The 14,276-nt window shown below is 67.7% G+C and carries 13 protein-coding genes; 7 read left to right on the forward strand and 6 right to left on the reverse strand.

The window, feature by feature from the left end; genetic code table 11:
- The first annotated feature begins 173 nt into the window (after positions 1-173).
- Positions 174-1,415 (forward strand): glycerophosphodiester phosphodiesterase family protein, encoded by a 1,242-nt coding sequence (locus T8T21_RS14765; RefSeq protein ID WP_322336136.1) that lies wholly within the window; start codon positions 174-176, stop codon positions 1,413-1,415.
- 43 nt (positions 1,416-1,458) lie between these two features.
- Here the strand turns inward: T8T21_RS14765 and T8T21_RS14770 are convergent, their stop codons facing one another.
- From T8T21_RS14770 to phnD, 5 genes are read right to left on the reverse strand one after another with little or no spacing between them, the layout of a single operon-like run.
- The gene (locus tag T8T21_RS14770; RefSeq protein WP_322336137.1) at positions 1,459-2,370 is read right to left on the reverse strand and encodes an HAD-IIA family hydrolase; all 912 of its coding nucleotides are present in this window, start codon (positions 2,368-2,370) and stop codon (positions 1,459-1,461) included.
- On the reverse strand, positions 2,367-3,170 hold the full coding sequence (gene phnE / locus T8T21_RS14775) for a phosphonate ABC transporter, permease protein PhnE (protein WP_322336138.1): 804 nt from the start codon (positions 3,168-3,170) through the stop codon (positions 2,367-2,369). The genes T8T21_RS14770 and phnE (T8T21_RS14775) overlap by 4 nt, the downstream gene beginning before the upstream one ends.
- Positions 3,167-3,970 carry a phosphonate ABC transporter, permease protein PhnE gene (gene phnE / locus T8T21_RS14780; RefSeq protein WP_322336139.1) on the reverse strand — a complete coding sequence of 268 codons (804 nt, stop codon included), beginning with the start codon at positions 3,968-3,970 and terminating at the stop codon, positions 3,167-3,169. Before phnE (T8T21_RS14780) ends, phnE (T8T21_RS14775) begins: the two co-directional genes overlap by 4 nt.
- The gene (gene phnC / locus T8T21_RS14785) at positions 3,967-4,743 is read right to left on the reverse strand and encodes a phosphonate ABC transporter ATP-binding protein (RefSeq protein WP_322336140.1); all 777 of its coding nucleotides are present in this window, start codon (positions 4,741-4,743) and stop codon (positions 3,967-3,969) included. Before phnC ends, phnE (T8T21_RS14780) begins: the two co-directional genes overlap by 4 nt.
- Positions 4,744-4,795: 52 nt before the next feature.
- Positions 4,796-5,782 carry a phosphate/phosphite/phosphonate ABC transporter substrate-binding protein gene (gene phnD, locus T8T21_RS14790; protein WP_183474811.1) on the reverse strand — a complete coding sequence of 329 codons (987 nt, stop codon included), beginning with the start codon at positions 5,780-5,782 and terminating at the stop codon, positions 4,796-4,798.
- Between the two features lie 301 nt (positions 5,783-6,083).
- Between phnD and T8T21_RS14795 the strand changes: the two genes are divergently transcribed.
- The 5 genes from T8T21_RS14795 to T8T21_RS14815 all read left to right on the forward strand — a co-directional run bounded on the left by T8T21_RS14795 (position 6,084) and on the right by T8T21_RS14815 (position 12,251).
- On the forward strand, positions 6,084-7,376 hold the full coding sequence (locus tag T8T21_RS14795) for an O-acetylhomoserine aminocarboxypropyltransferase/cysteine synthase family protein (protein WP_322336141.1): 1,293 nt from the start codon (positions 6,084-6,086) through the stop codon (positions 7,374-7,376).
- Between the two features lie 259 nt (positions 7,377-7,635).
- A complete protein-coding gene (locus T8T21_RS14800; protein ID WP_322336142.1) occupies positions 7,636-8,553 on the forward strand; it encodes an XdhC family protein in 918 nt (305 codons plus the stop codon).
- A gap of 22 nt (positions 8,554-8,575) precedes the next feature.
- Entirely contained in the window at positions 8,576-9,082 is a 507-nt protein-coding gene (locus T8T21_RS14805) for a 2Fe-2S iron-sulfur cluster-binding protein (protein ID WP_322336143.1), read from the forward strand.
- Positions 9,079-10,065: an FAD binding domain-containing protein gene (locus tag T8T21_RS14810; RefSeq protein ID WP_322336144.1), complete on the forward strand. Its 987-nt coding sequence runs from the start codon at positions 9,079-9,081 to the stop codon at positions 10,063-10,065. Before T8T21_RS14805 ends, T8T21_RS14810 begins: the two co-directional genes overlap by 4 nt.
- Positions 10,062-12,251 (forward strand): xanthine dehydrogenase family protein molybdopterin-binding subunit, encoded by a 2,190-nt coding sequence (locus T8T21_RS14815; RefSeq protein WP_322336145.1) that lies wholly within the window; start codon positions 10,062-10,064, stop codon positions 12,249-12,251. The genes T8T21_RS14810 and T8T21_RS14815 overlap by 4 nt, the downstream gene beginning before the upstream one ends.
- A 4-nt stretch (positions 12,252-12,255) precedes the next feature.
- Here T8T21_RS14815 and T8T21_RS14820 read toward each other — a convergent pair whose 3' ends face one another.
- Complete coding sequence (locus T8T21_RS14820; RefSeq protein WP_322336146.1) at positions 12,256-12,822, reverse strand: nucleotidyltransferase family protein; 567 nt, start codon at positions 12,820-12,822, stop codon at positions 12,256-12,258.
- 458 nt (positions 12,823-13,280) lie between these two features.
- Between T8T21_RS14820 and T8T21_RS14825 the strand changes: the two genes are divergently transcribed.
- Entirely contained in the window at positions 13,281-14,246 is a 966-nt protein-coding gene (locus tag T8T21_RS14825) for an ABC transporter substrate-binding protein (protein WP_322336147.1), read from the forward strand.
- The last annotated feature ends 30 nt before the right edge of the window (positions 14,247-14,276 follow it).

Consider the following 14,276-nt stretch of genomic DNA (forward strand, 5'->3'; position numbering starts at 1 on the left):
CCGCCAAAATTCGGCGCCGCAGTCGTTGGCGGGCGGGGCGGATCATCGCCGCGGCGCGGGGCCATCCCCGGCATGGTTGCAAAAGATTTTTCGCAAGGAGGCGTTTCGGTTAGGCTTCCCTCACCAGAAGATCGGCGCCGAGACCGGTCCTGGCATCCTAGGGAGGACGACACATGACACGACTGGGACTTCTTGCGTTGGCGACGGCGCTGCCGTCGATGGCGCTGGCCGAAAGCCATATGGCCGAGGGCGAGACGCCGCTGAGCTATGGCGAGCGGCCCTTCTTCCTGATCGACGCGATGGAGGATGGAGAGCTCAAGGACACGCTGATGGCCTGCCAGGGTCAGACGCCCGAGCGCACCGCCTTTTCCATCGCGCATCGCGGGGCGCCGCTGATGATCCCGGAGCATACGAAACAGTCTTATGTCGCCGGCGCGAGGCAGGGTGCGGGCATCGTCGAATGCGACGTGACCTTCACCGCCGACCATGAGCTGGTCTGCCGCCATGCGCAGAACGACCTCGCCACGACGACGAACATCCTCGTCACCGATCTCGCCGAGAAATGCACCACTGCCTTCACCCCGGCGGGAGAGGGGACCGATGCGAGTGCCGAGTGCCGGACTTCGGACCTGACGCTGGCCGAGTTCCGCGAGCTCAGCCCGAAGATGGACGCCTCGAACGCGGCGGCCACCACGCCCGAGGAGTTCCAGGGTGGCACCGCGCCGTGGCGGACCGATCTCTACGTGGCGGGCACCGAGCTGATGACCCATGCCGAGTCGATCGCGCTGATCGACAGCCTCGGCGCGGATTTCACGCCCGAACTGAAGGCACCGTCGGTGGAGATGCCGCATGAGGGTTTCAGCCAGGAAGACTATGCCCAGAAGCTCATCGACGAGTACAAGGATGCGGGCATCGATCCGAGCCGTGTCTGGGCGCAGAGCTTCAACCTCGACGACATCAAGTACTGGATCGAGAACGAGCCGGAGTTCGGCGCGCAGGCGGTCTATCTCGATGACCGCTACGAGGCCGAGGATGACGACGAGGGGCTGATCAACGCCAACGACCCGTCGACCTTCAAGCCAACGATGCAGGAGCTGGCCGAGATGGGGGTGAACTACATCGCGCCGCCGATGTGGATGCTGGTCACCACCAATGAGGCGGGCGAGATCGTGCCCTCGGCCTATGCCGAGGAGGCCAAGGCCGCCGGGCTCGAGATCATCACCTGGACGCTCGAGCGCTCCGGCCCGCTGGCATCCGGCGGCGGCTGGTACTTCCAGTCGGTCGAGCAGGCCATCGACGATGACGGCGACACCTACGCCATGCTCGACGCGCTGGCGCAGGATGTGGGGATCAAGGGCATCTTCTCGGACTGGCCCGCCACGGTGACCTACTACGCCAACTGCATGGGTCTCTGAGGAGGCACCTAGCAGGGCGGGGGAGCCGCATGGCCCCCCGCCATCAGATATGCGGGATCACGAAGTCGGGGATGATGCCGGCCCGGTCGATCGCCGCCACGATGTCCTCTCCCGCCAGCGGACCATGATCAGTGACCAGCGCCGAGGCGAAGCCCATGGCGCGGGCGCCGAGAATGTCGGTGTGCAGCGTATCGCCCACCATCAGCACCTGCGACGGGTCGGGCACGGGATCGAGCCGTGACAGGGCCAGATCGAAGATTGCGCGGAACGGCTTGCCGCAAAACTCGGGCGCGCAGAGCTCGGTATCGGCCAGCGCATGGGCAAAATGGCCAGGCTCGAGCGTCAGCCCGCCCTCGCGCGGGGCGACGAGGTCGGGGTTGCCGACCAGCACCGGGCGGGGCCGGGCGCGCAGGCTCGCGGCGAGCAGGCGTTGCCGCTTCACGGTCCAGCCGTCCGAGCCGACCAGCAGGAAGCCCTCGGCCGCGTCATAGGCCGCGGCGTCGTCGAGCAGCAGATGCGCATCGATCTTCTCGAACTCGCGCAGGCCGTGGCCCAGCCCCAGCATCACGCCCCATCGGCGCGGCTTTTCGCGTGTGAGCCGGGCAAGCAGCGCCTCGCGAGAGGTCGCGACCTCCTCGGGGGCGAAGTCAAAGCCGAGCTGCTCGTAGCGTGCCATCATCGCGCGCTTGGGATAGCCGGCGGAGTTCGACACCACCACCACCCGCTTGCCCTTTTTACGCAGTTCGGCGATCCGCGCGGCAGCGCCGAGGATCGGCGTCTCGCCGACATTGAGCACGCCATAAGCGTCGAACAGGATCACCTCGAAGGGATCCGCGATGGCGCCCAGATGCGGCGCCCGGCCATAGGCACTGCCTTCGGGCGCATCCGGCAGGCGGTGGCGGATCGCCAGATAGGCGTCGAAGGCAGTCCGCCCGGCAGGGGGCGGAGTGGTCACAGGATCCGGCGGCGCAGCCAGGCCGAGACGATCTCGCCCAGGATCACCAGCCCTAGGATCGCCAGCAGTACCGTCGCCGCCTCGCGCCAGTTGAAGGTGTCGATCGCGCCTTGCAGGATGATGCCGATGCCGCCCGCACCGACGAGGCCGAGCACGGTGGATTCGCGCAGGTTGATGTCCCAGCGCAGGATCGACACGGCCCAGAAGGTCGGCATGACCTGCGGCACGATCGCGTAGGCGATCACCTTGAGCCGCGACGCGCCGGTGGCCTCGAGCGCCTCGACCGGCCGCTTGTCGATTTCCTCGATCGCCTCGCCCAGAAGCTTTCCGACAAAGCCGATCGAGCGGAACATGATCGCCACGATCCCCGCGACGATGCCGGGGCCGAAGATGGCCACGAACAGGAGCGCCCATATGATCGTGTTGATCGAGCGCGACGAGACGAGGATGAAGCGGCCGATCCAGAGCGTGGCGCGGTTCGGCGTGGTGTTCTGCGCCGCGAGCCAGGCGACGGGCAGCGACAGGATCACCGCGAAGGCGGTGGCGATGGTGGCGATGTTCACCGTCTCCCACAGCACCCGCAGGATCGCGCCGAGGTTCGACGGGTCGGGCGGGATCATCCGGCCGAACAGGTCGCCCATCTGGCTGGGCGCGTCCCAGACCCAAGCCCAGATCACCTCGATCGAGGAGACGGCCCAGCCGATGGCCAAGGCGCAGGCGGCAAAGACGGCGTAGCGTTGCAACCGCTGTTTCAGGGTGAAGCGAGTCCAGTCGTCGTGACCGAGATCGGCGAGGGTCATAAGCGTTTCCTGATCTGGCCCGACACGGCCTCCGACAGGAGGATCGCGGCGACGATGACCATGGTGATGGCGAGCGCGAAATCGTAGTCGTAGCGCCCGAAGGCGTTGGCCAGCGTCGAGCCGATGCCGCCGGCGCCGACGATGCCGACCACGGCCGAGGCGCGCAGGTTGCTGTCGAGCTGGTAGATGGTGAGACCGACCTGTCGCGGCATGATCTGCGGCACCACCGCGTAGATCAGCGTCGAGAGATAGGGGGCGCCGGCGGCGCGCATTGCCTCGACTTGTCCGAAATCGATCTCCTCGATCCTCTCGGCCAGCATTTTGGCGACGAAGCCGATGGAATAGACGATCAGCGTCAGCACCCCGGCCAGAGGGCCGAAGCCCACCGCCTTGACGAAGATGATCGCGACGATGACCGGATGGAAGCTGCGCGCGACGATGATGATGGCCCGGCCGAGGTAGAACACCGGCAAGGGGACGATGTTGCGCGCTGCCATGAAGGCGATCGGGATCGACAGGATCACGCCCCCGAAGGTGGCGAGGATGGCGATCTTCAGGCTTTCGAGAAAACCGTCGATCAGCAGGCCAGACCGCTCGAAGCTCGGCGGGAAGGCACCGCCGAAGATGCGGCCCGCGCGCTCGACGCCCTCGGCCACCCGGACCCAATCGATCGGCAGCCAGGCGAGGGTCCACACGACGTAGAAGATCGCGCCGCCATAGACGACCCAGCGCAGCACCGGGTTGGCGATGAAGCTCGGCTTGCGCCAGTGATCGCGCGGCATGGCGGGCTGCGTGCTCATGACGCCTCCCGCATGTCGCCGGCGCGGTCGGCGGCGGGGCTGCCGGAATAGATCCGGTCCATCGCTTCCTGGTCGAGCGCCTGCGGCAGATCGTCGAAGATGATCCGGCCATAGCGCATGCCGACGATCCGGTCGGTGAATTCCTTGGCCTCGTGGACGTTGTGGATGTTGATCAGCACCGGCAATTTCAGCTCGCCCGAGAGATCGCGCAAAAGCCCCATGATCTGCTCCGAGGTCTTGGGGTCGAGCGAGGCGGTCGGCTCGTCGGCAAGCAGGATCTCGGGCTTCTGCATCAGCGCGCGGACCACGCCGACGCGCTGGCGTTCGCCGCCCGACAGCTCATCGGCGCGCTTGTCGGCATAATGCGCGATGCCGACCCGCTCCATCAGTTCATAGGCGCGGCGGATGTCTTCCTTGGGGTAGCGCCGCATCAGCGCGGCCCAAGTCGAGATGTACCCCAGGCGGCCGGACTGGACGTTCTCCATCACGGTGAGACGGTCGACGAGATTGAAGCCCTGGAACACCATGCCGATCTTGCGCCGCGCGCGGCGCAGCTCGCCGCCGCGCAGGCGGGTCAGCTCGGCGCCGTTGAGGGTGATCGAGCCCGATGTCGGCTCCACCAGCCGGTTGATGCAGCGCAGGAGCGTCGACTTGCCCGCCCCCGAGGAGCCGATGATCGACACCACGCTTTCGCCCTCGATGGTCAGGTCGAGGTTCTTCAAGACCGGCTCGCCGCCACCATAGCGCTTCACCAGATCGCTGATCTTCAGCATTGCATTCTCCTTGAGGATCCCGGCCCCGCAGACGGGGCCGGGATCATGCGCGTCACTCCGCCGCGAGGCCCTCGGGCGTGTACTCGACGCCATTGGCCTTCTGGATCTGCCGGATCACCGCCCACTGGTCCTCATAGGTGATGGGGATGAACTTGCTGACGCCGGTGAACTCCTCGCCCAGGGCCGTGCCTTCGAAGTCGAAGCTGAAGAAGGCCTCCTCGATCTTCTCCTTCAGATCGGGCGCGAGGTCGTGGGCATAGGTATAGGACGTGGTCGGGAACGGGTCGCTCTCCCAGACGATGCGCACCTCCTCGGGATCGTAGAGGCCGCGCTCGGCCATCCGGTCGACCACCTCGGAAGCGACGGGGGCCGCGTCGTAATCGCCCGCGACGACGCCGAGCATCGATTGGTCGTGGCTGCCCGAATAGGTGACCTCGTAATCCTCGTCCGGCACCACGCCGAGATCCGGGAACAGCGCGCGCGGCGCGAGGTTGCCGGAGTTCGAGGTCGGCGAGGTATGCGCCACGCGCTTGCCGGCGAGATCAGCGGGTTCCTGAATGTCGCTGTCGGCCTGGGTGTAGAGCTGCAGCTTGTAGCCGAACTGCCCGTCATCCGAACCCATGATGGCGAAGGGCACCGCACCCGCGAGGTTCACCGCATAGGGCGTCGGTCCGGTCGAGAAGCCCGCGATGTGCAGGCGGCCCGAGCGCATCGCCTCGACCTCGGCCGAGTTCGACTGCACCGCGAAGAACTGCACGTCCTTGCCCGTCACCTCTTCGAGATGGGCGATGAACGGCTCCCAGATGTCCTCGTAGATCGCCGGGTCCTCGACCGGCGTGTAGGCGAAGACGAGCGTGTCGGGGTCCTTGAGCAGGCTTTCGTCGGTCGGCGCGTCGGCCACCAGATCGCCGTCGGCGTCGCAATACATCGCGTCGAGCGCGCCGCGCTCGGGGCAGTCGTCCTGCGCCGAGGCCGCATGGGCAGACAGCGCCAGCGCGGCGAGCGCCGTCGCGCCCAGGAACGTGGGTTTCTTCAGCATGTCGAGTGGTCCTCCTCCCAGAGATGCCCGGGCGGCCGCTCCTCAACGACGCCCGGATCGCAAGGATCACAGCACTTCAGCTTTGACAGCGCAATGTTTTCTCGCCCGGGAGGGGAGCAGCGCGCCCCCGACAGGGTCGGCCGCAGGAGGCGTTCCGCCCTCGAAATGATGGGGGCTCGGAGCCTAGGTGGTCTCGTTTCCACGACTGTGGGGCACCCAGCGACCCTTAAAGGCCTAGGACGGGATGTTGTGGATCACGCATCGCCGGAATAGCGTCTGACCAAACGTAAGGGAGAGGGACATGACCGACAAACGCACGCTTGGCTTCGACACGATGCAGGTCCATGCGGGGGCGGCACCCGATCCCGCCACCGGCGCAAGACAGGTGCCGATCTACCAAACCACCTCCTACGTCTTCAAGGACGCCGACCACGCGGCGCGCCTCTTCGGGCTGCAGGAAGTGGGCTACATCTACTCGCGGCTGACCAACCCGACGGTTTCCGCCTTGGCCGACCGCGTGGCCGCCCTTGAAGGCGGCGCGGGGGCGGTCTGCTGCTCATCGGGGCATGCGGCGCAGATCATGGCGCTGTTCCCGCTGATGGGGCCGGGCTGCAACATCGTGGTTTCGACCCGGCTCTATGGCGGCTCGGTCACCCAGTTCAGCCAGACCATCAAGCGCTTCGGCTGGTCGGCGCGCTTCGTCGATTTCGACGATCTCGACGCCATCGCGGCGGCGGTGGACGACGACACCCGCGCGATCTTCTGCGAGTCGATCTCCAATCCCGGCGGCTACATCACCGACCTGCCAGAGGTTGCCGCGCTGGCCGACCGGGTCGGTCTGCCGCTGATCGTCGACAACACGCTGGCCACCCCGTTCCTGTGCAATCCGATCGCGCAGGGCGCCACCCTCGTGGTACATTCGGCGACGAAGTACCTGACCGGCAACGGCACGATCACCGGCGGTGTCGTCGTCGACAGCGGCAAGTTCGACTGGTCGGCCTCGGGCAAGTTCCCCTCGCTGGCCGCGCCGGAGCCCGCCTATCACGGGCTGAACTTCCACGAGGCGCTGGGCCCGATGGCCTTCACCTTTCATTCGATCGCGGTCGGACTGCGCGATCTGGGCATGACGCTGAACCCGCAGGCGGCGCATTACGCGTTGATGGGCATCGAAACGCTGAGCCTGCGCATGGCGCGGCACGTGTCGAACACCGAGCGCGTGGCGAAATGGCTGGAAGCCGACCCGCGCATCGACCGCGTGACCTGGGCCGGTCTGCCGTCCTCCCCGTGGCACCACCGCGTGGCCAAGGTGACGCCGAAGGGGGCGGGCGCGCTGTTCACCGTGGGCGTGAAAGGCGGCTTCGAGGCCTGCGTGAAGCTCGTCGACAATCTGGAGCTGTTCAGCCACGTCGCCAATCTCGGCGACACCCGCTCCCTGATCATTCATCCGGCCTCGACCACGCATCGCCAGCTCACGGCGGAGCAGCAGATGGCGGCGGGGGCCGAGCCCGACCTCGTGCGGCTGTCGATCGGGATCGAGGATCCCGAAGACCTGATCGCCGATCTCGACCGGGCGCTGGGGATCGCCTGCGCCTGACCGGCGGTGCGGCGACAGTAACGGAAGCGACCTTCTTTAACTGATCGCCGCCCGGCTCCGGCCGAATACAGGCAAGGCAGGGATGGCGGCGCGGGAAATGTCCCTGCGCCGCACGAGCACAACTCATGCGAGAGGCTTCTGCTTCGGCGGAATTCTTCTCGCGTGTCGGCCCCAAGCAGGGCAGCGCCGCGAACGGCGGAACCAAAGCCTGCCGCCGGGCGCTGGGGCAGCGATGCGCCGACAGCCGAAGAGTGCCCGCATGCCCCGCCAGCCCGCCAACGAGGCACAGGCCGATGTGCCCTTTGCCCCGCTTTTCGAGTACGAGGCCGCCCCCGTTCTTCGCCCGCTCGCGGGATCGGGCGGCGTGCTCGCCGTGCTGACCGGCATCGAGGGCGGCTTCTATCGGCCATGCGGCGCGATGATGGGCTTTCCCGACGGTGACTTGCCCGTCGGGCAACTGTCCTCGGGCTGCATCGAGGGCGACCTCGCGCTTCAGGCCGCCGCGGTCCGCCGGAGCGGCAAGCCGATGCGGCTGCGCTACGGGAAGGGATCGCCCTTCATCGACATCCGGCTGCCATGCGGCAGCGGCATCGACATCTCCCTCGTTCCGGTCGAGCCGGGCCCGATGCTCGACAGGCCGCTGGCCGATCTCGCGGATCGCCGTGAAACCCGGCTGCAGGTCGAGGGGCTCCCCGCGCTCACGCTGCGCCCCGATCCCCGGATGCTGGTGCTGGGGGAGGAGGGCGAGGCCGACACCTTCTCGCGCGTCGCCATCGCTGCCGGTTACCCGGTGCTCCGGGCCGCAGGCATCGACCCCGACGAGATCGACCGTTTCACCGCCGTCGTCCTGTTCTTCCATGACCATGACCGTGAACCGGAGCTGCTTTCAGTAGCGCTCGACAGCCCGGCTTTCTGGGTCGGGGGGCAGGGAAGCGCACGCGCCCAGTCACGCCGTCGCGCGGCGCTGGCCGAGGCGGGCTTCGGCGCATCGGCACTCGACCGGTTGCGTGGCCCGATCGGCCTCATCCCCGGTGCTCGCGATCCGCGGGTGCTCGCGGTCTCGGTGCTGGCCGAGATCGTCGAGGCCGCAAACTGCATCCCCGCCGATCCCGACCTCGCGCCACGCCGCGAGGCGTATCACGACCCCATCCCCAGCCGATCGCCCGCCTGGCGATGAGCCATTCCCGAGGAGCCCCCGCATGCAGACGTCACTGATCATCAACGGCACGGCGCGAGAGCTGGATCTAGACCCGCGCACCAGCCTGCTCGACGCGCTGCGCCATCACCTCGGCCTGACCGGTACGAAGAAGGGCTGCGATCACGGCCAATGCGGCGCCTGCACCGTGTTGGTAAACAGACGGCGTGTGAACGCCTGCCTGTCGCTTCTGTGCATGCATGACGGGGACGAGGTGACAACCATCGAGGGGCTGGGCCAGCCCGGTGCTCTCAGCCCGATGCAGCAGGCCTTCGTCGAGAAGGACGGTTTTCAATGCGGCTACTGCACGCCGGGCCAGATCTGCTCGGCCACCGCAATGCTCGAAGAGATCGCAAAGGGTTGGCCGAGCCATGTCACCGAGGATCTGGAGGCGCGGCCCGAACTGACCATTGAGGAGATCTCCGAGCGGATGAGCGGCAATCTCTGCCGCTGCTCGGCCTATCCCAACATCGTGGACGCGATCCGCAAGGCGGCGGGAGAGGTAGCATGAGACCCTTCGACTACCACCGTGGCACCGGAATCGAGGACGCGACCCGTGCCGCCGTGCAGGGCAGCTTCATCGCCGGGGGCACCAACCTCATCGACCTGATGAAGCTCGAGGTGATGGCGCCCGAACGCCTGATCGACATCACCCGGATCGAGGAACTTCGCGACATCGAGACCACCGGCGGCGGCGGGCTGCGCATCGGGGCGCTGGTCTCCAACACCGATCTCGCCAACGATCCGCGCGTGCGCCGCCACTGGCCGGTGCTGAGCCGGGCGCTGCTGTCAGGCGCGACCCAACAGCTCCGCAACAAGGCCACCACCGGCGGCAACCTGCTGCAGCGCACCCGCTGCCTGTACTTCTACGACCGTGCCATGCCTTGCAACAAGCGTGCGCCCGGGACGGGCTGCGGCGCGATGGAGGGGGTCAATCGCATCCTCGCCGTGCTCGGCACCTCCGAGCATTGCATCGCCACCCATCCCAGCGACATGGCGGTGGCGATGATGGCGCTGGGCGCCGAGGTCGAGATCGTCCGCTCTGGTGGCGGGACGGAGCGCCTGCCGCTCGACGACCTCTATTTGCTGCCCGGCGATACGCCCGAGCGTGAAACCGTGCTGGCGCCCGGCGACCTGATCGCGGCCGTCATCCTGCCTGCGCCGGTCGAGGGGCGGCAGGCCTATCGCAAGGTGCGCGACCGCGCCTCCTATGCCTTTGCGCTGGTTTCGGTCGCCGCGGTGGTCGCGGTCGAGGAGGGGCGGATCAGCCGCGCCGATCTGGCGTTCGGAGGTCTCGCGCCCAAGCCGTGGCGCAACCGGGAGGTCGAGGCCGCGCTGGTCGGGCAGGCCCCCTCCGAGGCGCTGTTCGACCGCGCTACCGACATCCTGCTCGAGGATGCGCGGGGCCATGGCGACAACGACTTCAAGATCCCGCTGACGCGCCGGGTGCTCAAGGCGGTGCTGGCAGACCTCACGACAGGAGCCGCGGCATGACCGAACAGTTCAAGATGGATGCCCCGGCGACCGACCGGCGGCTCGACGGGATGGCGCAGGGGCTGGTCGGCGCGCCGCTCGACCGGCCCGAGGGTCCGCTCAAGGTGACGGGCACCGCCACCTATGCCGATGAATATCGGATCGACAACCTCGCGCACGGGATGCTGGTGCGCGCGCCGGGCAACAGCGGCCGCGTGCGTCTCGCCAACCGCGACGCGGTGGCGGCGATGCCTGGCGTGCTGGCGGTGATCCACGACCCGCGCCTCCTGCGCAACCCGGCGCAGGGGACCGCCAACAAGGCGCCGGTTCAGGACCCCAACGAGGCGCATTACCTCGGTCAGCCGGTAGCGCTGGTGGTGGCCGAAAGCTTCGAGCAGGCCCGCCATGCCGCCCAGTCGCTCGAAATCGCGCTGGAGGGCGGCACGCCGCGCCCGGTCGATCCCGAGACGGCGGCCTACGAGCCGCAGCCCGCCAAGGGCGTCGATCAGGGCGATCTCGACGATGCCATGGCCAAGGCCGCGCACAGCATCGACGTCACCTACCGCACGCCCTCTCATTCCAGCGCGCCGATGGAGCCGCATGCCTCGATCGCCCAATGGGAGGGCGAGGATCTGACCCTGCGCGGCAGCTACCAGATGCTGAAATACAATCGCAACGAGCTTGCCGACGCGCTGGGCATCCATCCCGACCGGGTGCGCATCCTCGCGCCCTATGTCGGCGGCGGTTTCGGCTCCAAGCTCGGCCTCGCCCCCGAGGCGGTGGCCGCCGCCATCGCTGCGAAGGAGACCGGTCGTCCCGTCTCGGTGGCGCTCACCCGGCCGCAGGTCTTCGAGACGACGATGCGCCGCTCCGAGACGCGGCAGCGCGTCCGTCTCGCCGTAGGTCCCGAAGGGCGTCTGACCGGGATCGGGCAGGCGGCGCTGGTGTCGAACCTGCCCGGCGAGGTGTTCTCGGAGCCGGTGCTGCAGGCGACGCATTTCCTCTATGCGGGCGAAAACCGTCGCCTATCGCTCGATCTCGCGCGGGTCCACCGGCTCTGTGCCGGGTCGGTGCGCGCGCCGGGCGAAGCGGTGGGCATCACCGTGCTCGAATGTGCGATGGACGAGTTGGCCGACGCGGCGGGCATCGACCCGATCGAGCTGCGCCGCCGCAACATCCCCGAGAAGGATCCCGAGTCGGGCAAGGAGTTCTCCTCCCGCCGCTTCCGCGAGGCGCTCGACAGCGGGGCGGAGGCCTTCGGTTGGGAGGACCGGCCGGCGACGCGTAGCCGTCGCGAGGGCGAATGGTGGATCGGCTACGGCATGGCCTCGGCGGCGCGGATCAACGTGCTCAAGGAATCGCGCGCCCGCGTCACGCTGGCCCCGGACGGCACCGCCCGGGTCGAAACCGACATGACCGATATCGGCACCGGTACCTATGCCATTCTCGGCCAGATCGCGGGCGAGATGCTCGGCCTGCCGCGCGAGAGCGTCGAGGTGGTGCTTGGCGACACCGACCTGCCGGCCGCGGCCGGGTCAGGCGGCTCATGGGGCGCATCGTCGAGCGGCACCTCGGTCTATGTCGCCTGCCAGGCGATCCGTGCCCAGCTGTCACAGCGGCTCGGCGTCGCCGAGACGGATCTGACGCTCAAGGACGGGCAGGCCGTGTTCGACAACCGCACCGAAAGCCTCGCTGCCATTCTGAACGGCGACGAGATCGTCAAGGAAGGTCACGTGCTGCCCGGCGAGACCTCCAAGGCGGTGCGGCAGGCGACCTTCGGGGCCTATTTCGTCGAGGTGGCGGTGAACGGCGTGACCGGTGAGACGCGGGTGCGGCGGATGCATGGCAGCTTCGCCGCCGGTCGCATCCTCAATGCCAAGACCGCGCGCTCGCAATGCCTGGGCGGGATGATCTTCGGCATCGGCATGGCGCTGACCGAGGAGATGGCCTTCGACGACCGTGACGGCCATCTCGCCAATCACAATCTCGCCGAATACCACATCCCGGTGAACGCCGATGTGCCGCAGATCACCGTCGAACTTCTGGAGGAGCGCGACGACTGGGCCAGCCCGCTGCAGGCAAAGGGCATCGGCGAGCTGGGCATCTGCGGTACCGCGGGCGCGATCGTCAACGCGATCTACAACGCCACCGGGGTGCGGGTCCGCGACTTCCCGGCCACGCTCGACAAGGTGCTGGCCGGGCTCTGAGCGCTCAGCCCGCCTCGGCGGCGCGCAATGCATCTGGGGTGTCGATGTCGCGCAGCCGATCAGCGGGGGAGGGACAGAGCTGTACCGTGCCCGGGGGGCGGCCGCGCAGCAGGCTGGCCGCCCCCCGGTCGCCCGCAAGCGACATGAGGTCGGCCAGCATGGCCGCCGGAAAACAGGCCGGCGGCATGATGCGCGTTCCGTCATGCGCCGCTGCCGGAAGCGCAGGGCCGCAGGCCGCGATCACTTTGCGGAGCAGCTCCGTTCCAACTAGGGGCATGTCGCCCAGCGTGATCAGCAGCTTGGTTGCGCCGAGCGCCCGGGCGCGCCGCACGCCCGCCCGCAGCGATGCCGCCTGGTCGCCCTCCGGATCGGGCAACAGGCTCTCGAAGCCATCGAGCAGCGCTGCGACCTCGGACGTGCGGCAGATTGCGAGCAGCCGATCCGTTCCAGCCCGGCTCAACGCCCCGGCGGCATGCGTCACCAGTGGACGCCCCCGGAAGTCCGCTTGCAGCTTGTCCTGCGCGCCGAAGCGTCGCGATGCACCGGCGGCAAGCAGCAGCCCGACGATCATTCTGCGTTCTCCCGTTGGTCTCCTCGGTCCAACCTGGATCGGCCCGAAAGGATGCAACGGGCAGCCGGTGAGAGGCGCGTTCCTTGACTTGGATTGGGTAGAGACTCCGCGCCTCCGCACGGCGGGAAACGGGTTTCCCGGGCATCGGCGGAACGCAGGCCGAGGAGCGCGAGTTCTACCGAAAGGCGAGCCCGGCCCGCTTCGTTCAACGGGATGTCGCGGGTGGAATGCAGTTATAAAACAACTGTTTAATTGCTTTCTGGGGCAATCAGCTTGCTCCTCCCGGCACAATCGCTAAGTTGCCCCCCCGAATGGCGGCAAGTGGTCGATATTCGTCCCCGGGGCCGGCGTGACGCCGCGTGCCCCCTGACGGGACAGGAGATCCCCGCCAGCATGGCATGGATCTGAACGACGGATCCGGCCGTGTCAGGCCAATGGACCAGCATGAGGAGAACGGAATGAAGAAGAAGATACTCGGTGCGCTGTTCGCGACCATTGCCTTGCCGGGCGCCGCCGCTGCCGAATGCGGCGAGGTCTCGATCACCCAGATGAACTGGGCATCCTCCGAGATCGTCACCGCCGTCGCCAAGTTCCTGATGGAGCAGGGCTATGGCTGCGAAGTCGCGACCGTGCCCTCCGACACCGTGCCGGCCGTCACCTCGGTCGCCGAGAACGGCGAGCCGGACATCCTGACCGAGCTTTGGACCAACTCCACCGGCGACGTCTACAAGGAACTCAAGGAGGCCGGGAAGGTCGAGGAACTGGGCCAGGTGCTCACCCCCGGCGGCGTCGAGGGCTGGTGGATTCCGACCTACCTCGCCGAGGAGCATCCCGAGCTGACCACCATCGAAGGCGTGATGGCCAACCCAGAGCTGGTCGGCGGGCGCTTCAACAACTGCCCCGACGGTTGGGGCTGCCGCGTCACCAACGACAACCTGATCCGCGCGCTCGATCTCGAGAGCTCGGGTCTCGAAGTGTTCAACCACGGCTCTGGCGAGACGCTGGCCACCTCGATGGCCTCCGCCGTGCAGAACGAGGAGCCCTGGTTCGGCTACTACTGGGGTCCGACCGTGCCGCTCGGCAAGTTCGACATGACCGAGGTGACGATCGGCGAATACGACGCCGAGGCGCATGCCGCCAACGCCAACAAGGACACCGAGACCCCCGGTGTGAGCGCCTATCCGGCCGCCCCGGTCTATACCGTGGTGACCACCGATTTCCGCGAGCGCGAGCCGGAGATCGCCGAGCTGATGAGCAAGCTCTCCTTCGAGACCGAGACCATGAGCGCGCTTCTGGCCTGGGCCGACGAGAACGGCGCCTCGAACGAAGAAGCGGCGGTCTACTTCCTCAAGAACAACCCGGACGTCTGGTCCGAGTGGCTCAACGACGAGGCCCGCGAGAAGCTCTCGGCGCTGCTCAAGTAAGACGGCGCCTCGTGCCCGATCGCTTCAAGG

This window comes from Limimaricola variabilis, assembly GCF_034371605.1.
Taxonomy (GTDB): domain Bacteria; phylum Pseudomonadota; class Alphaproteobacteria; order Rhodobacterales; family Rhodobacteraceae; genus Limimaricola; species Limimaricola variabilis.